Below are 18,416 nucleotides of genomic sequence, written 5' to 3'. Positions count from 1 at the left end.
TCTTGTGGTCCTGGATCAGGCAGCCAGGAAGCGTTGGAAGAACCAGATGAAGCCGAATGACCCGGCCACTGCGGTCGCGCCGAAATGTGCGTATGGCGACCACATGTAGCGGCGGATGAGCAGCAGCAAGGGGAAGAGCAGAGCGATGATCAGCGCCTGGCCGAGCTCGATGCCCACGTTGAAGCTCACCAGCGAACCCAGCAGGCGGCCGCCGAGTTGGTCGGTGAAACTGAGCGTGCCTGCGAAGCCGAGCCCGTGGAGCAGACCGAAGCCGAAGACCACGACCGGCCGGTGCCGTGACTCGCCACCCAGGATGTTCTCCAGCGCGATATACACGATCGACAGCGCGATCAGCGGCTCCACGATCTGGGCAGGCACCTCCACCCAGCCGAGCACTCCCAGGATGAGTGTCACGCTGTGGGCCGCTGTGAAGGTGGTGGCGAGAGCGATCACGCTTCGCCAGCCCTTCGCGCCAAGGAGAAGCACGACAAGAAACAGCACGTGGTCGATGCCACCGAGGATGTGCTCGACGCCCATGGCGATGAACCGGCTGACCAGGGAGAGAGTGCCTGTCTTGCCGGCTTCGAACTCATGGTGCCCGGAGTCGAACACGTACGTGTCGGAAGCCCCGCCGAGCTGGTAGTCCACGACGTTGGTGTGGTCGTCGACGACGGCGTCGGTGCCCGAGAAGACGCCGTAGCGCACCGTGTAGCTGCCGGACGGTGAGCCCGGGCAGTCGTAAACGAGGACGCTGTCCGCGTAGATGAGACCCTGGCGCTCCTTGACCCCGGTGCTCGTCAGCCGACTGGGGCACTGAACCCCGTCCACCGCCAAGACGACACTCTCGGTGAGGTACACCTCAAGCCGATCGTGGCCCCGCTGGAGCAGCGATTCACGGCCCTGCTGACCGTCGGCCTTGTCCGGCATACCGAGTCCGACGGCCGCGGTCAGCAGGTCGTACTCAAGGCTCAACTCATAGCGCACCGACGAGCCGTCCTGCCGGATCAGCGAGGTCCCTTCCGTGGAACGCACGTGCGCGAAGGCGGTTCCTGACATGAGCGCCATGAGCAGGACAGCGGCCACCACCGCAACGCTCGCAGCCCTGCGGGCCCACGCGCCGCCCCGGGAGCGCACCATGCATCGGTCTGCTGCAAGAAAAGTCTCGGTCACGGGTCTGTATGTTTTAGGCCAAGTGACACCAACGTTGCGCTTTTAGGTTCACAGGAAACGAACAGCTGTTGGCGTGTATGGGTCAGTGATGACGCGCTGCCGCGAAGCGCTCACGCTCTGAAACTGCCCGAGAGGGCCGGTGTCCTCGGTCTCACGCGTCATGTCCGGGCATCCGGACGTGAGCGAGAAGATGCGCCAGAAGGTGATGAAGGCGATCGACGAGCTGGGCTTTGTCCCGGATCTCGCCGCGCAGAGCATCCGAACCGGCGCGACGATGACGATCGGCTTCGTGATCAGCGACATCCGCAACCCGTTGCTGGCCGAGATCGCTCACGCGGCCGAGACCCGGTTGCGCGATCGCGGCTACACGCTGCTCATGATGAGTTCCCTGCACGATCCGGAGCTGGAGGCTGACCACCTCCGCAGGCTCGCCCAGCGCCGGGTGGACGGGCTGCTGGTGTCGGTCACCGATGAGAGGAACCCGGAGACGGTCGACCTGCTCACCAAGGCCGGGGTGCCGATCGTGCTGGTCGACCGCGACATCCCCGAACTGCCCACAGCGTCGGCGGTTCGTCTCGATCACGCCGGAGGTCTGACCGAAGCGGTGCGGCACCTGGTGGACCTCGGGCACCGCTCGATCGGATTGGTCAGCGGCTCGGTCAACACACGTCCGTCCCGGGAACGCGGGCAGGCGCTGTACCGGATCGTGGCGGACCTGCCCGGTGTCACGGCCCGCGCCCACAGCGGGGACTTCACCAAAGAGCACGGGTCCAAGGCGACATACGCGCTGCTGACCGGGGAGGACCGTCCGACGGCGCTCATCGCCGGCTCGAACCAGATCCTGGTCGGTGTCCTGTCGGCCCTCGCCGAACTCCCGTACGAGGTTCCCCGGGACCTCTCCCTCGTCACCTGTGACGACGTTCCGATGGCCGCCTTCGTGCGGCCACGGCTGGCGACGATCCGCCGCGATGTCGCCGAGATCGGCCGGGTTAGCGCCGACCTGCTGCTCGAGGCACTGGCGGGCGCGCCCGGACGGTCCGTCGAGCTGCCGACCCGATTCGACCGCGCGGAATCCTGCGCCACGCTCCCGAGCCGGTAGACGGCCGGCCTCCCCAACGAGCCGTCGCTTCAAGGGAGAAGCAATCGCCCGCGGTACCAAATCCCGCCCGACCACGACCCGGCCACCGTGATACGCCTCGATACCGCGACCAGACGGCCGCAGCCCTACCGGCCGAAGTCCGAACAAGCCGCGTAATCAAGCGCCCTTGACCTACAGACGGTCTGGAACCAGCGCCACCTCCTCCACGTGCTGCGCGAGTTCGAACAGTTCTACAACGGGCACCGGCCTCACCGGCCCTCGACCAAGCTGTCCCACTGCGGGAACCGCCCAAGCCGGCCGCCATACCGGCCCGAATCACCCGCCTCGATGTCCGTCGACACGACCGACTGGGCGGGCACCCTCCACGAGTACCGACATACGGCTTGACCTGTATGGATGATGATTCGGCACCCGCAGTGCCCATCGGGACCGTACTCTGCAGTAGGCGGTTTGGGACTACCGCCGCGACGAGTTTGAGTGGGACTCCCCCCGCCGCTCGGGCGGCGGGGGGAGCGTCTCGCAAGCCATCGCCAAGACCGCCCGTGGGCCATGGATACGCATTCCACCGCCGGGCAGGGCGAACTCCCCATCGACGACCGGCGACACCGTTGTCGCTCACCGCTCACCGCTGCGCAGGCGGGTCGGGTTGTCCGGGCGTGCCCGGAAGTCCCTCGCATGCCACACCCTGTGGTTCCGCCGGGCCCGCCACCACGGATTTGCGCGCACCCGCGGTAGCGAAGGGCGAGTATCGCGGCACCCAGCGCAACAGCGCCACCGCGGCTACCACCCCCATCCCGCCCATCAGGACGATTCCGGACGCCAGGTTGCCCAGCCCAGCGGCGGCGGACACCACCAGCGGTCCTCCGGCGCTTCCGGAGTCGGCGCACAGCCTCCACACGCCGAGAAACTGCGAGCGGGTCTCCCGCGGCGCGGCATCCGCCCCGAGAGTCATCAAAAGCCCGCTGCCGATCCCATTACCGAACCCCATGAGCATCGCGACAACGGTCAGCGAGACCAGTCCATGGGTGAGCGGCAAAAGAGCCTGCGTCAACCCCAGCACGAGCATCGACGGCACGGCGATCCACAACCTGCCCGCGCGGTCCATGACCTTCCCCGACGGATAGAACGTCAAGGTGTCCACCAGTCCCGCGATCCCGAAGACGATACTGGTCGTCGACGGGTCCTGCCCGAGGTGCTCGGCCCACAGCGGCAGCACCGTCTGCCTGGTCGCACGAACGGAGCCCACCAGGAGGACAGCCACGCCCAGGGTCAGGAAGACCCTGCGGTGCCGCACGACCACGGCCCGAACCGAGACGGGCACCGACCGGCGTGCCTGCACTGTGCCGGGCTCCGACACGTCGCGGACAAGCAGAACTACCAGCCCGGCGGCCACGGCGCACACCACTGCCAGCCAGTAGACGTCCCGCACCGGCCGGCCGTGCACCACCGCGGCGCCAACGAACGGCCCGATGAACGCGCCCACCCGGGACATACCCCCGAGTGTGGACAGCGCGCGTGCCCTCAGACCCGCGGGGATGACCTCGGTGAGATAGGACTGCCGGGCCAGGGTAAACACGGCGTTCGTCGCCCCAGTGGCGGTGATGGCCAGCGCCAGTTGCCACAGAGTGTTGGCCTGCGCGCAGCCGAAGAGGGTCACCACGGCAACCGCGGCGGCGATGAGCATGGCCTTGCGGTCCCCCAGTCGGGCCGCCAGAGCACCCGCTGGTACATCCCCCAGGATCTGCCCCACTCCGAGCAGCGCCAGCACCAGCCCAGCCGTGCCCACAGACGCACCCAGCGCACGCCCGCTCAGCGCGATGATCGGAGCGATCGCACCCATGCCGGTCTCGAATAGCAGCGCGGGCAGAAAAACAGCCGGTGCCACACTGGCAAGAGACACCTGCCGTGAACTCACCTGCCAGTGCCTCACTTCGTGCGCCGACGATCCGGGGATTCCCAGCGATCATATGCGGCGAAGGCCAGACAGCGGCCGACGGGGCCGGTGGACGTCTGCGTGTGCCGGGCCGCCGCCGCTGGTGGACTCGGTGCTGCGGACGGCTGTGGCCGGCGAGGTCGCACAAGACCACGTCGTCCGGGAACGGTTCCTGCCGGCGTGAGGGAGGGGGCGCCGGGGCCTGTACGGCTCGGAAAGTCATCGCAGCAGGTAGAAGCGGTGCGGTCGGCTCGCTGGGATCATGTCCCGGTGATTGTGCCGCTGCTGTACAAGGTGACCCGGAAGCTGCTGTCCGCCACCGCGGTGCTGCTGCGCCATGACACCGCCAGGGACGCCGAGTTACTCGTACTGCGGCAGGAGAACGCGGTGCTGCGCCGCCAGTTCAAGGGTCCGGTCCGCTACAAACCGGCGGACCGGTTCTGGTTCGCCGCCCTGCCCGCGCTGGTACCCCAGCGGCGCTTGGTAACCCCTCTAGCGTCTGGCCGCCTGTCCGGGCGGCGGCACTGCGGCGGGCATTCGTACGGCCCCCGCCGGCTGCCACCTGTCGCGGCATCCGGGCAGGTAGTCCTCGGAACTCTTCCTACGATGGCGCGGGCTGCGGAAGGGCAGAGATCCGGCTTCGGCTCGGGGGATCAAAAACCTTCTGACATTGCCCGTTCGAGGACGCGTGCGGCCCGTAGCACGGTGGCGTCCGCCAGGCGTCTGCCGACGATCTGGAGGCCGACCGGCATGCCGTCGCCTGTCACCCCGACCGGTACGCTCGCCGCGGGTTGTCCGGAGAGATTGAACGGGAACGCGAACGGCGACCAGTCACGGCCCGGTCCGTGCTCGGGCCATCGCAGGCCGATCGGGAACGCCGTGGTCGCGGTGGTCGGGGTGATGAGCAGATCCCAGTCCACCATGAAGCTCCGGATCGCGTCATAGAGCACCTGCCGCCGGGTCGCGGCCCAGGTGAACGTCTCAGCGGTCCACTCCCGCTCCACGAGCTCCCGGATGTCGTCCGAGACCTCGTAACGGTCGGCAAGTTCCCGCAAACCTGGCAGGTCGGAGTCCCGGGCGACTGTGGCGGCGAAGACCGTACGCAGTTCGCGCAGATCGCCGATGGGCGGGTCGACCGTCACCACCTCGCAGCCGAGTCCGTCGCGGCCGAGGCTGGTGACCGCGCGCGTGGCCAGTCCGAGCACCTCGGGATCGACGTCGGCCTGCCCGAGACCCGGGCTCCAAGCGACTCTCAGCCCACTCACGCCTTCGTCCAGACAGGCCCGCAGCCCCTCCATGGAGGCAGGTACCGAATGCCGGTCCCGCTGGTCGAATCCCGCGATCGCTTCCAGCACCAGCGCGGCGTCCTCGACCGTGCGGGTTATCGGCCCTATGGATTCCAGCGTCTCCCAGCTCCCCAGCCCCGCTCGCGTCGGCAGCCGGCACGACGGATACAGGGGCACCACCCCGAAGGTCGGTTTCAAAGTGAAGACTCCGCACAGGGCTGCGGGCACCCGCAGCGAACCGCCACCGTCGTTGCCCAGGCTCAGCGATCCCATCCCGGCGGCCACGGCCGCGGCCGAACCGCCCGAGGACCCCCCGGCCGTACGGTCCGGCCGCCGGGGATTGCGGGTCGGCCCGAAAAGCGCATTATCGGTCACAACGCCGTACCCGAGCTCGCGGGTGTTGGTCTTCCCGAGCAGGAGCGCACCCGCCGCGCGCATCCGCTCCACGGAAACGTCGTCCTGGTCGGGGACCCAGTCCGCGTAGGCGGTGCTGCCCAAGGTGGTACGCACCCCCGCGGTCGGGATGAGGTCCTTGACGGAGAAGGGAACCCCGTGCAGCGGCCCGGTCGCGGCACCTCCGGCCAGCGCCTCGTCGGCCGCCCGCGCATCCGCCAGCGCCCGCTCGTTGAGCGTGCAGAAGGCGTTGATTTCCGGGTCGGCCTCTTCGATACGGCCAAGCACCGAACGCATCAGTTCTTCCGCCGAGAATTCGCCTGCACGGATACCCCGCGCCTGATCGCCGGCGGTGAGCTCCCACAGCTCTGTCACTGCATCAGCCCGATGGTCTGCCGGTGCTGGTATCGACCGAACCCCGGCTGCTGCTTGAGTTCGCCGTCCTCCAGCACGATCCGGCCGCGCACGGTGGACATGACCGGCCACCCGGTGACCGCACGGCCCTCGTACAGGCTGTACGTGGCCGTCGAGTGCTGCGTCGCAGCCCTGATCACTTCCCGGCGCGTGGGATCCACCAGTACAAGATCCGCGTCCGACCCGGCTGCGATGACACCCTTCTTCGGGTAGAGCCCGTAGATCCGCGCCGGGTTAGTACTGAGGATCTCGGCGAGCAAAGACACCTCCCCGCCACGCCGCACCACCAGTTCGTCGAAGATCACCGGCAGCATGGTCTCCGTTCCGGGAGCACCGTACGGCTCGGCGAATACGTCGTCGACCTCGCCCATACGCTCACGCACCCGTGGCGCGTGGTCGCTGGCCACCACGGACAGCGTGCCCGACCGCAGCGCGCCCCACAGCTGTTCCCGGTCGCTGTCGGTACGAAGCGGAGGCCCGACCTTCGCCTGCGCCCCGACGCGCAGGAGATCGTCGTTGGTCAGGCTCAGATACTTCGGGCAGGTCTCCCCGAACACCCGCTGGCCTGCTGCTGCCGCCTCGCGCAGGAGGTCCACTCCACCCGCCGTGGTCATGTGCAGGATGTAGAGGGGGCAGTTGGTCGCCTTCGCGTAGGCGAGTGCCTTGTGAACGCCCAGATCCTCGGCCGATGCCGGATGCGTCCGGGCGAAATCCTCGAGCCGTGTGTGTCCGGTCGCCTGTGCGTGTTCGATCAGGTTGCTGAGGATCTCGCCGTCCTCCGCATGGACCATGGCCAGGCCGCCGTTCTCGGCCACCACGCGGAGGTTCCGCAGCAGGGTGGCGTCGGGCGTCATGATGCCGGTGTCCTTGTAGGACATGAAGAACTTGATGGACGGGCTGCCCAGATCCATCACCTTGGGCACCTCGGTGGCCGCGTCGTGCTCGGGACGCATGATGGTGTGCAGGCCGAAATCGATCGGAGAGGTGCGTTCCCCCTCCTCTATGTAGTGCTCGATCGCGGCAGAGGGGCCCATCTCGACGGGCGCCCTGATCTGGGTGATCGCGGTGGTGACCCCGCCGTAGGCAGCCGAGCGATGGGAGTCGCCGATGGTGTCCGCGTGATCGGTCCAGGTCTGGCAGTGGACATGGGCGTCGATCACACCGGGCAGTACGAACTTACCGGTGGCGTCGACGACGCGTCCCGTGACCTCGGAGGGCGCGACCGGAGTGCCGACGGACACGATCGTGCCGTCCTTGACTGCGACATCGGTCTGCTGGACGCCATCGGGTGTGACGACGGAGCCGCCGATGATGGCCAGGTCGTACATGGGACGGCCTTTCATCGAGTAGGGAGTACGGGGTGACGGGTGTGCCAGTCCGTAGTGGCCTCGTAGGCGCCGGCCGCGAAGAACAGCGTCGTCTCCGCATGCGGCGGCCCGGCCAGTTGCATGCCGATCGGGAGACCGCCCGCGGTGGCGCCGCAGGGAACGGACAACGCGGGCAGGCCGAGCGAACTGAGCGGCGCCAGGTAGCGGGTGTACACCGTGTGGGTGGGCTCCGCGCCACGCGAACTCGTGGTGACCGAGGACGTACCGATGGGCGCGGCGGGCACGGGGACCGTCGGCGTCACGATCAGGTCGACATCACGCCACACCTCGGAGAATTCCCTGCACAACAAGGCGCGGATACGGGACGCCTTGAGGTACTGACCCGCGAGCATGGCCCGTCCCGCCTCCTCCCTGTCACGGATGTTGGCGCCGTACTCGTCGGCCTGATGGAGCAGGAACGGCTCGTGGGAAGCTGAGGCCTCGGAGAACGCGATGGCCCGGTGCATCCGCAGGATGTCTCCCGCGTACGGCACATCCACCTCGCGTATCTTCGCGCCGAGGCCGGTGAGGTGCCCCAGCGCGCGTTCGAACGCGTCACGCACCTCCGGATCGAGGCCCATATCCAGCCAGGACGTGGGGATCCCCAGCGTCATATCGAGTCCGGGGGCCCGTTCTCCTGCCAGCGCCGCGCTCTCGCAGCTGCCGCGTTTGCCCCACGGCGTGTTCGAGGAGAGCAGCTGATCGGCGACACCGGCGGCTCCCCGCACCCGCTGCGCCATCACGCCGAGGGCGTCCAGCGTCCAGGTCAGCGGGAGAACGCCGCGCCTGCTCACCGCTCCGTAGGTGGGTTTGAGCGCGACGACCCCGCAATGCGCGGCGGGCACCCTGATCGACCCGCCCGGGTCCGGGCCAAGCGCTGCGGACACCAGTCCCGCGGCCACTGCGGCCCCCGCGCCGCCGCACGCGCCACCGGCCATCCTGGTCACGTCCCAGGGATTACGGGTCCACCCGAACCGGGCATTCTCGCCGGTCGTTCCGGCCGCGAACTCCTGCACGTTCAGCTTGCCGGCCAGTACCGCGCCCGCGCCGGACAGGGCGCTCCAGCAGTCCGCGTCGGTATCGGCGATCCGGTCGCGCAGGATCGCCGATCCGGCCGTGGTGGGCAGCCCAGCGACATCGATCAGATCCGTCAGCCCGACCGGGACCCCAGCCAGCACCCCGGTCCGCTTTGGAGCCGCCTCATCGAGCGTGACATTGATGAACGCATTGACCTCCGGCTGCCAGTCACTGATGCGCCTGGAGTGCAGGGATGCCACCTCAGCCGCGGTGAGTTCCCCCTCCCGCACCAGGCGGGCGACGTCCGTGGCCGGTGCCCAGGGCAGCTCACCGGCGTCAGGTGGCGGGGCCGGGGCGTCGGCAGACCCGACCCCCGCAAGCTCAACGGGCGTTGGCAGATAAGACGAGGCAGCCGCCGGATCAAAGGTCAAGACCGGGAACGTGGCGTCGAGATCGCGTGCGTCCACCGAGTCCAGGTAGGCCGAGACATCATCGAGCATGCTGCCGGCGCGATTGAGGACGCCGTCCTCGAGGTCCGGTTGGATCAGTCGGAGAATGGCGGAACGGGAGTGCACTGTTGGTGTGCCTGCTTTCAAAACGAGTGGGTAGTGGTGGCCGTCGGACGCAGCGTCGCCCCCTCGGCGGAGCCGAACACGGACTCCGGCTCGTCCTCGGAGAAATTGCCCACCGGTTCCCACTTGATCATGGCGAGCGCGACCAGACCGATCACCGGGGCGATCAGCAGGATCAGCAGCGCGTGGTAGAGCCCGAAGGCGGAGAGCAGGACCGGAACGCCATAGAGCGCGATCAGGCTGCCTGTGCGGTTGCTGGCCTGGGACAGTCCGGCGCCGACGCCGCGGACCCGGGTCGGGTAGGACAGGGCGGACATCGACTGGGCGGTGGAACCGGGGCCGAAGGTGTGCGCACCGATGAAGAAGGCCAGCAGTACGACTCCGAGCACCGCCGGTATCACGTCACCCAGAAGGCCGAGAACGACGAGCACGACCGCGACGCCGGAGAACCCGATGATGGTCAGCCTGCGCAGCCCGAGCCGGTTGGCGAACGACACCGCCAGCAGGGCGGCGCTCAGCCCGCAGGCGTTGGCGAGCACCGACGCCAGCAGCGAAATGGTGAAGCTGCTGTGGAAGAACGAGAAGACGATCAGGGGCAGGTAGAAGCCGACCGAGGAGAACTGGATGCTCTGCGCAGCACTGATGATCGAGATCAGGATCGTGCGCCTGCGGAACTCGCCCGCGAAAAGCTGCCCGAAGGGACGGAAGGGGTTCCTCGTTGAGGCGGCTTGTGGCGCGGCCACGGCGTCCGGCGCCAGCTCGAACGGCTTGCCGTAGGTGAGGCTGAGAAGCCGCGCGGCTTCGGCGAGGTCACCCTTGGTGGCGGCCCACATAGGGCTCTCGGCCATGTACTTGAAGCGCAGCAGAAGGATCACCAGGGCGGGCAGAGCGCCGAGGCCGACCTCCCAGCGCCACAGGTTGTGTCCGGCTCCAAGTGCGTGGAGCAGAAGGGCGACGAGCAGTCCGCAGATGGTCGCCGCCGACCACAGCGCCGCCGCTGACTCTGCCCACTTGGCCTTCTTTTTCGTCGCCATGAACTCGACCAGGAACGCCAAAGCGACGGGCACGTCGAGGCCGACACCGATGCCGATCAACAGGCGCAGCACGATGAGAGATTCGTAATTGGGGGCGAACGCCGCACCGATCGTCGCCAGCACGAACAACAACAGGTTGATGATGAACATGCGGAGCCGGCCGAACCGGTCCACGAAGTAACCGCCGGAGAGCGCCCCGACTATGGCGCCGAAGGCCATGGTCGCCGTGACCAGACCGAACTGGCTCGCAGTGAGCCCGAACTCCTCTTTCACCTGCACCGAACCCGCACTCAGGCTGGTGAAGTCGTACGCGTCGACGAAGAACCCGCCCAGGGCGATGAAACCGATCATGCGGCTGCGCGGGGCGTCTGCGCTCTCGTTGATCGCGCGGACGACGTCGTCCTTGGTTCTGATCAGGACCGGGGAAGAGCCCATCCTTTTCTCCTGTCATGGGGTGTGTGCCGACGTCGGCCGGGGAGGACTGTCGCTTTCGCAGTATCAAAACGGCGCTTCAACAGATACGTCCAGTCTATTTTTCCGATGTCACCGATAGGGTGTGTCTATGAATATGGACCTGCGCACGCTGGAGTACTTCGTCGCCGCGGTCGACGAGGGCGGTTTCACGAAGGCGGCCGCCCGATTGCATGTGAGCCAGCCGTCGCTGTCCGAGGGCATCCGCAAACTGGAGCGGGAGTGCGGCTCCCCGCTTTTCCACCGGGTCGGCCGTGGGGTCGTGGTGTCCGAGGCGGGCGCCGTGCTGCTCACCTACGCGCGACGTGCGCTCAAAGACGTGGAAGAGGCGCGGCTCTCGATGATCGCGCTGAAAGGGTTCCGGGGTGGGCGCGTCACCGTCAGCGCTCCACCCGCATTGAGCGTGGAACCGCTTGCTCGCATCATCGGGGTCTTCCGCCGTCAATATCCCGATGTAACCATCTCGATGCTGCCCACGGAGGAAGGCGCCCTCGCCGCGGCGGCGGTGACCAACGCCTCGTGCGAGGTCGGGCTGACCGACCGCCTGGTGCCGGCGGATCTACGGGGGCACCCCATCGGCCGCAACGAGATCGTCGCTGTGCTCCCGCCCGGAAGCCCGCTGAGCGGCCAGGGGCCGGTCAGCCTCGAGCAACTGGTGGACATCCCGTTCATCAGCAGTGCCGTAGGTACCCGGGCGCGCATTCTGCTCGACGAGGCGAAGGAACGTGGGATCGCGTTGCGCACAGTGCTGGAGACACCTCACCGCGAGGCGGTCGTGCCGATGGTCCTTGAGGGCGTGGGCGCGGCTTTTCTGCCCTGGACGGTGTCTCGGGACGCCGAGCGCAGAGGCGCCGCAGTGCTGTCCCTGCTTCCCCGGGTGACCTACGACCTGCTCATCGTTCACAGGGACCAGCCCTTGACCGCTGCGGCCCAGGCATTCCTGACGACTGCGCTGGCCACACGCACCGCATAACTGTGGCTCCGTGCGTACCAGGTCGACTCCGGGGCGTCGCCAGACGACTACCGCACCGGGTGGATTCGTGGACAAGATCGCCGGGCACGGGTCGCTCATCACCACTCAGCATTACCTATGTGCCCAGATCACTGACGCCGGCACCGCCCTCTCGGCGCACCTCACCATGCTGCATGCGCCTCGCGCCCTCTCCCCCCGGGCAACCGGCATCGGCTGAGGCGTCTTCACAAACGAAGTCCCCATGTGGTCCCCAGAAACAATCAGGAGGCCGTGCCGGATCACTCCGACACGGCCTCTGACCTGCGTTTCGCAAGTCGGGACGACAGGATTTGAACCTGCGACCCCTTGACCCCCAGTCAAGTGCGCTACCAAGCTGCGCCACGTCCCGCTGCCCGTCTGACCTGGGGTTTCCCCCCGGCCGAACGCGCATGAGAACAATACCGCACTTCGACCGGTGGTCACGAACCGCTCTCCGCCGGGCCCGCCGACCATGTATGACCTCAACCAAATTAGGTTGCACGGTGGTGTCACGACAAACACAGCAGTCGCCACCGTCCGTGACGATCAGAACCTGAACCGGCTGATGGCCCTGATGACGGGCGACGAGAAGCACGGGCCCGCCGCGACCTCCACGCTCGACGCACTGTGGGTCCTCTACGACCGTGTGCTGCGCGTCACGGCCGAGACCGTCGACGGGCCCGACCGAGATCGTTTCCTGCTCTCCAAGGGACACGGGCCCATGACGTACTACGCCGTCCTCGCCGCCAGGGGCTTCTTCCCCGAGGAATGGCTGCCCGGCTTCGGCTCGTACAACTCGCCCCTCGGCCACCACCCCGACCGGGTGCTGGTGCCCGGCGTCGAGATCAGCAGTGGGTCGCTCGGGCACGGACTGCCGCGCCGGGTTCCTCACGGTGCGGGAGGGGCGCGGCGGGGTTGTCGTCGCGGTCGGGCCGATGCTCGACAATGTCCTCGCGGCGACGGAGGGGCTGGATGTGACCGTGCTGTACGCGACGACCGTGCGCCCCTTCGACGGCGAGGCGCTGCGAGCGGCGACGGGCGCCCAGTCGGCCGCGGACGTCGTCCTCGTCGAGCCGTACCTCGCCGGCACGTCCACGACCGCGGCGAACGACGCGCTCACGGAGGTTGCGCACCGGGTGCTCGGCCTGGGCGTGGCCCGCCGGGAGCTGCGCCGCTACGGCCACATCGACGAGCACCTCGCCGCGCACGGGCTTGACCCCAGGGGCCTGCGCGAGCGGATCACAGGATTCCTCAGCAGGGGCGGCCGGGAGCCCGGGGCCGGGGCACTCAGCAAGGACCCCGGCCAGGCCTGTACGCGGTTCACCCTCACCCGGTTGGTCGCGCCGTGAACAGGACGGGCCGGTGCGGCGATTGCGCTCCGCCCCGCTCACGCCGCGTCCCCGCCCCGCCCAAGGGGCGTGCCGCGGCTCGCGTGCGCCGCCGGGTCGCGTGAGCCGCCGGTTCGCGCCGCGATCCGCACCGCGACCGTGTCACCCCGTTCGCGACGCTGCCCACGCAGGCCCGCACCGCAGCCGCGCGCACGCCGCACCGCGGCGCCCCGCACGCGCGCCCCGGCCACTCAGCCCGTCCGGTCGTCCAACTCCGGGTGCGCGTCCAGCAGTTTGCGCGGTGCCGCCTGGCGCCAGGAGTCGAGCAGGATCGCGTACAGCTCCTCCTCGTCCTCCAGCGCCGCCAGCCGCACCCGCAGCCAGGCGTAGTTGTCGTCGTGCCCCGCGCGGATGAAGAAATTCTCCGGCTCGGAGGCGATCAGCTTTTCCCGGTCCTCCTTAGGGCACTTCACCCCCATCGCCTTGTCGTCGTCATCGAGCGAGGCGAAGATCTTGCCCCCGCTGTCCAGGCGAAACGTCGGCATGCCCCAGGCGAGCTTCTCCATCGCACCGGGAAGTGAGAGCGCGAATCTGCGTACGTCGTCGGCAGTGGCCATGTGCAGACCGTACGACGCGGCACTGACACTCGCCCTGCCCTTAAAACACAGGGCTCCTCCGACCCATTGACCCCCTGTGAGGCGGGAACCTACGCTGTGCAACGAATTCAGAAAGCGCTTTCTAACCGCCTGAGCCGCGGTCCGCCCACCAGCACCGGGAGCGCAATGAGTAGTCGAAGAGCACGGCTCAGCCCAGGAGCATCGCTCACCCGCAGGTCCCTCTCCCCCTCAACCGTCATCACCGCACTGCTGGCGCTCGTCGTCGCCCTCGGGATCGCATCGCCGCCCCGCGCCGACGCCGCGCCCTATCGCGTACTGGTTTTCTCCAAGGTCACGAACTTCTCCCACGACTCCATCCCCGCCGGGATCGAGGCGATCAAAAAGCTCGGCAGCGAGAACGGCTTCGAAGTCGAAGCCACCGACGACGCCGCCGCGTTCAGCGACACGAACCTCGCGCGCTTCCAGGCGATCGTCTTCAACAACACCAACTCCACTCCGGAGAAGGGCGATCTGCTCAACGCCGAGCAGCGCGCCGCGCTCCAGAAGTACATCCGGGGCGGCGGCGGCTGGGTCGGACTGCACGCCGCCTCGGCGAGCGAGCGCGACTGGGACTGGTACGAGGGCCTGGTCGGCGCGATCTTCGACCAGCATCCGGCCGTGCAGACCGGGCGGATCAAGGTGCTCGACCAGTCCCACCCCTCCACCAAGGGGCTTCCCGAGCTCTGGGAGCGTACGGAGGAGTGGTACAACTGGCGCACCAATCCGACCGGGAAGGTGCACACCCTCGCCCAGATCAAGGTGCGGGACGGCGTCACCGGGCTCGATGAGGGTGTCGACCACCCGTGGTCCTGGTGCCAGAACTACGACGGCGGACGCTCCTGGTTCACCGCGGGCGGCCACGCCGAGTCCGCGTTCCAGGAAGAGGGTTTCCTCAAGCATCTGCTCGGCGGGATCCAGTGGGCCGCGGGCAACAAGCCCGGTGACTGCACCGCCACGAAGACCGGCGCCTTCCAGCGCACACCGCTGGCCACCAGCGATCTCGCCGACCCCTTCGAGCTCGCCGTCGCGCCCGACCGCCGGGTGTTCTTCATCCAGCGCACCGGCAAGGTCAAGGTGATCGACCAGCAGACGCTGAAGGTCACCACCGCGCTGGACTTCGCGTACACGCCCGACATGACGAGCCAGTCGGACGGTCTCCTCGGCCTCGCGCTCGATCCGGACTTCGGGCAGAACAACTGGCTCTATCTGCTGAACTCCGACAAGACCGAGAAACGGATCAACCTGTCGCGGTTCACGGTGACCGGCAACACGATCGACCCCGCCTCCGAGAAGCGGCTCCTCACCATTCCCACCTGGCGCGGCGAGGGACGGGCCAACTCCCATATGGCCGGCTCGATCGCCTTCGACAAGAACGGCGAGCTGTACATCGCGACCGGTGACAACACCGACCCGTTCAACTCCGACGGCTTCGCCCCGATCGACGAGGGCGAGGGGCGCCGCGCCTGGGACGCCCAGGGCACCTCGGGCAACACCAATGACCTGCGCGGCAAGATCCTGCGCATCACGCCGAAGGACGACGGTACGTACAGCGTCCCCGAGGGCAATCTCTTCGCCCCCGGCGCCGAGAAGACGCGTGCCGAGATCTACGCGATGGGGATGCGCAACCCGTTCCGGATCACGACCGATCCGCTGAGCGGCGCACTGCTGGTCGCCGACTACGGACCCGACGCACGCGCCGCCAACCCGGACCGCGGTCCCGAGGGCACGGTCGAGTTCAACCGAATCACCAAGGCGGGCAATTTCGGCTGGCCTTACTGCATCGGCAACAACACCCCGTTCAACGACTACGACTTCACGACCAAGACCTCGGGCCAGAAGTTCGACTGCGCGAAGCCGGTCAACAACTCGCCCAACAACACGGGCTTGGCCGAGCTGCCGCCGGCTCAGCCCGCCACGGTCTGGTACGCGTACTCGGCGTCCGCGGAGTTCCCCGAGCTCGGCACGGGCGGCGGCGGGCCGATGAGCGGTCCGGTCTACGACTACGACGCGGCGAACACTTACCGCGCCAAGTTCCCCGAGTACTTCGAGGGGAAGTGGCTGAACTACGAACTGACCCGCAGGTGGTTCAAGGCCTTCTCCATCCAGGGGCAGGACCAGACCTTCACTGATCCGCGTTTCGCGCCGGCGAAGGCCGGCGATCTGCAGTCGATCAACTCCGTCTTCGGCGACATGACGTGGAACCAGCCCTTCGACGCCGACTTCGGACCCGACGGTGCGCTGTACGTCATCGACTTCGGCCTCGGCAGCGGTACGGGACGGGGCGGCAGCAACGAAGGCTCCGGCATCTACCGCATCGACTACGTCGGCGACGACCGGCTGCCCGACGCCAAGGCCACGGCCGATCCCGACACCGGCTCGGTGCCGCTGACCGTGAAGTTCTCCAGTGCGGGCTCCGGACTGCCGGGCGGCAAGCCGGTGACGTACGCATGGGACTTCGACGGGAACGGCACGACCGACTCGACCGAGGCGAACCCGACCCACGTCTACCGGACCAAGGGACGCTTCACCGCGCGACTGACGGTCACCGGACCGGGAGATCTGACGGGACTCGCCGTACAGGAGATCACCGTCGGCAACACCCGGCCCGTGGTGACCATCCAACAGCCGCCGAACGGTGGCATGTTCAGCTTCGGCGACACCATCCCCTTCACGGTGAAGGTCAGCGACAAGGAGGACGGTCGGCGGATCGACTGCTCGCGGGTGGTCGTCCAGTCGCAGCTCGGCCATGACAGCCATCTGCATCCGCTGGACAACTACACCGGCTGCACGGGCGAGATCGCGACCGACGCCGGCGACAGCCACGGTCCCGGCCAGAATCTGTACTACGGGATCAGCGCCCAGTACGAGGACAAGGGAGCCCCTGGCCTGCCCGCGCTCACCGGCTCCAGCTCACTGACCCTGCGTACGACGTTCCGTGAGGCCGAGCACATGACCACCACCGGCGGCGCGCACGCCGGGGCGGTGGTGGCGAACCGCGCCGACGCCTCGGGCGGGAGGCGGCTGGCTGAGATCGAGGACGGCGACTGGATCAGCTTCGACCCCGTGAATCTGAAGGGGATCGAGTCGGTGACGGTCGGGGCGGCCTCGGGCGGGCTCGGCGGGGACGTGGAGTTCCGCGCCGGATCGCCGACGGGTCCGCTGCTGGGCAAGGTGACCATCCCGAACACCGGGGACTGGGGCAATGTCGTCTCACCGACGACCGCCCTCAACAACCCGGGCGGCACCGTGAAACTGTACGCGGTCTTCACCAATCCGCAGTGGTCGGACCAGAAGCCCGACCTGCTCGCCCTCGACTGGCTGCACTTCAACGGGCCAGGCATCGAGAAGAACCCAGCGACCAAGGTCTCGCTGACGGCAACGCCCACGTCCGGGGCCGCGCCCCTCGCGGTGCAGCTCGCCGGCAAGGTCAAGCCGCTGCCCGGCCGCACCATCGCCTCGTACCACTGGGACTTCGGCGACAACACCAAGCCCACGGCTCCGGAGGGGGCGACGGCGACGCACAGCTACGCCCGCCCCGGTGACTACACCGCACATCTGACCGTCACCGACGACAAGGGCGACACGACGGTCAGCTATGTCCGAATCAATGTGAGTTGAGAGGGAACCAGATATGAACGGCACACGACGTGCGTTCCTCGGCACGGCTCTGGGCGCCGCCGCGGCGACGGCCATGATCCGGCCGGCGTACGCCGCCGAGAGCGAGAGCCGCCGACGGCGCATCCCGCCCTCCGGCATCGGCATGCACCTCTACACGATGCGCACGCCCCTGGCGACCGACTTCAAGGGGACCCTCGCGCGGCTGGCCGAGATGGGATACGCGACGGTCGGGGTCAGCGGCCGGCACGGCAACAGCGCGGCCGCGATCCGGGGGATGCTGGACGAGACCCGCCTGAAGGCGGTGCTCGAACATGTCGGCTACACCGTCGTCATCGGCGCCGGTCTGCCGCAGGCGCTCGAAGACATCCACACCCTCGGCGCGCGATGGATCGTGGTGCCGAGCCTGCCCAGCTCGATGCACAATCCGGCCGGATTCCGGGAAGCGGCGCGGGAGTTCAACAAGGCCGGGCTCGCCGCCCGCGAGTCCGGTCTCGGTCCGCTGCTTTACCACAACCACGGCCTCGACCACATGGTCGTCGACGGCGAGAATCTGTACGACATCCTCCTCAACGAGACCGACCCGGAACTGGTGGGCTTCGAGCTGGATGTCTACTGGGCGGCGAAGGGCGGGGCGGCGGATCCGCGTTCGCTGTTCGTGAGCCACCCGCGGCGCTTCCCCGCGCTGCACGTCAAGGACATGGCGCCGAACGGCGACTTCGCCGATGTCGGCTCCGGAACCCTGGACTTCGCGTCGATGTTCGACACGGCGCGCAGCGGCGGTGTGAAGCAGTGGCTGGTCGAGCACGACTCGCCGGCCGACCCGTTCGTGACCGCGCAGAACAGCTACACGTACCTGGCGAACCTCAGGTACTGACAGCGGACAGTGCAGAGCCCCGTACTCCCCTCCCGGGGGTACGGGGCTCAGTCCTCGGCGCTCTCAGGTACTGACAGAGGACATGGCTGAGCCCCGTACGCCCCTCCTGGCTGTACGCCGTACACGGCCACACCCCCGGCGAATCGGCGCTCGGCGCCACCATCGCCCGCGAGATCCAGCTCAACCTCGAAAC

The 18,416-nt window shown here is 68.1% G+C and carries 12 protein-coding genes, 1 tRNA gene and 2 pseudogenes; 7 read left to right on the top strand and 8 right to left on the bottom strand.

The features are described 5' to 3' along the window. Nucleotides 1-15 precede the first annotated feature (15 nt). Nucleotides 16-1,083 carry a HupE/UreJ family protein gene (locus ACWDO5_RS26665; protein ID WP_450532901.1) on the bottom strand — a complete coding sequence of 356 codons (1,068 nt, stop codon included), beginning with the start codon at nt 1,081-1,083 and terminating at the stop codon, nt 16-18. 226 nt (nt 1,084-1,309) lie between these two features. On the opposite strand from ACWDO5_RS26665, the gene ACWDO5_RS26660 reads away from it, so the two are divergent. Next, a complete protein-coding gene (locus tag ACWDO5_RS26660; protein ID WP_450532900.1) occupies nt 1,310-2,269 on the top strand; it encodes a LacI family DNA-binding transcriptional regulator in 960 nt (319 codons plus the stop codon). A 622-nt stretch (nt 2,270-2,891) separates the two neighbouring features. Here ACWDO5_RS26660 and ACWDO5_RS26655 read toward each other — a convergent pair. The 5 genes from ACWDO5_RS26655 to ACWDO5_RS26635 all read right to left on the bottom strand — a co-directional run bounded on the left by ACWDO5_RS26655 (nt 2,892) and on the right by ACWDO5_RS26635 (nt 10,720). Continuing rightward, nucleotides 2,892-4,169 carry an MFS transporter gene (locus ACWDO5_RS26655; protein WP_450532898.1) on the bottom strand — a complete coding sequence of 426 codons (1,278 nt, stop codon included), beginning with the start codon at nt 4,167-4,169 and terminating at the stop codon, nt 2,892-2,894. A 686-nt stretch (nt 4,170-4,855) separates the two neighbouring features. After that, on the bottom strand, nt 4,856-6,256 hold the full coding sequence (locus tag ACWDO5_RS26650) for an amidase (protein WP_450532897.1): 1,401 nt from the start codon (nt 6,254-6,256) through the stop codon (nt 4,856-4,858). After that, nucleotides 6,253-7,638, bottom strand: a complete 1,386-nt coding sequence (locus tag ACWDO5_RS26645; RefSeq protein ID WP_450532896.1) for a dihydroorotase — start codon at nt 7,636-7,638, stop codon at nt 6,253-6,255. The genes ACWDO5_RS26650 and ACWDO5_RS26645 overlap by 4 nt, the downstream gene beginning before the upstream one ends. Then, complete coding sequence (locus ACWDO5_RS26640; protein WP_450532894.1) at nt 7,635-9,179, bottom strand: amidase; 1,545 nt, start codon at nt 9,177-9,179, stop codon at nt 7,635-7,637. The genes ACWDO5_RS26645 and ACWDO5_RS26640 overlap by 4 nt, the downstream gene beginning before the upstream one ends. Nucleotides 9,180-9,271: 92 nt before the next feature. After that, nucleotides 9,272-10,720 (bottom strand): MFS transporter, encoded by a 1,449-nt coding sequence (locus ACWDO5_RS26635; protein ID WP_450532893.1) that lies wholly within the window; start codon nt 10,718-10,720, stop codon nt 9,272-9,274. Nucleotides 10,721-10,847: 127 nt separating this feature from the next. On the opposite strand from ACWDO5_RS26635, the gene ACWDO5_RS26630 reads away from it, so the two are divergent. Together ACWDO5_RS26630 and ACWDO5_RS26625 are read left to right on the top strand one after the other, a co-directional pair. Next, nucleotides 10,848-11,729, top strand: a complete 882-nt coding sequence (locus tag ACWDO5_RS26630) for a LysR family transcriptional regulator (protein ID WP_450532892.1) — start codon at nt 10,848-10,850, stop codon at nt 11,727-11,729. A gap of 67 nt (nt 11,730-11,796) precedes the next feature. Then, a complete protein-coding gene (locus ACWDO5_RS26625) occupies nt 11,797-11,946 on the top strand; it encodes a hypothetical protein (RefSeq protein WP_450532891.1) in 150 nt (49 codons plus the stop codon). A 97-nt stretch (nt 11,947-12,043) separates the two neighbouring features. Here the strand turns inward: ACWDO5_RS26625 and ACWDO5_RS26620 are convergent. After that, nucleotides 12,044-12,117: transfer RNA gene (locus tag ACWDO5_RS26620), tRNA-Pro, on the bottom strand. Between the two features lie 195 nt (nt 12,118-12,312). On the opposite strand from ACWDO5_RS26620, the pseudogene ACWDO5_RS26615 reads away from it, so the two are divergent. After that, nucleotides 12,313-12,669, top strand: a pseudogene (locus ACWDO5_RS26615) (transketolase); the annotation flags it as partial. Further along, nucleotides 12,584-13,000 (top strand): annotated as a pseudogene (locus ACWDO5_RS26610) (transketolase); the annotation flags it as partial. The pseudogenes ACWDO5_RS26615 and ACWDO5_RS26610, both read left to right, overlap by 86 nt. A gap of 326 nt (nt 13,001-13,326) precedes the next feature. Here ACWDO5_RS26610 and ACWDO5_RS26605 read toward each other — a convergent pair. After that, a complete protein-coding gene (locus ACWDO5_RS26605) occupies nt 13,327-13,692 on the bottom strand; it encodes an MmcQ/YjbR family DNA-binding protein (protein ID WP_450532890.1) in 366 nt (121 codons plus the stop codon). Nucleotides 13,693-13,857: 165 nt separating this feature from the next. On the opposite strand from ACWDO5_RS26605, the gene ACWDO5_RS26600 reads away from it, so the two are divergent. Both ACWDO5_RS26600 and ACWDO5_RS26595 read left to right on the top strand, forming a co-directional pair. Next, the gene (locus ACWDO5_RS26600; RefSeq protein ID WP_450532889.1) at nt 13,858-17,349 is read left to right on the top strand and encodes a ThuA domain-containing protein; all 3,492 of its coding nucleotides are present in this window, start codon (nt 13,858-13,860) and stop codon (nt 17,347-17,349) included. Nucleotides 17,350-17,362: 13 nt separating this feature from the next. Beyond that, complete coding sequence (locus tag ACWDO5_RS26595) at nt 17,363-18,223, top strand: sugar phosphate isomerase/epimerase family protein (RefSeq protein WP_450532888.1); 861 nt, start codon at nt 17,363-17,365, stop codon at nt 18,221-18,223. Nucleotides 18,224-18,416 lie beyond the last annotated feature (193 nt).

It is taken from the genome of Streptomyces sp. NPDC000880 (assembly GCF_053599675.1).
The sequence above is the reverse complement of the archived record's forward strand: the minus strand, read 5'-3'. Positions and strand labels throughout refer to the sequence as shown.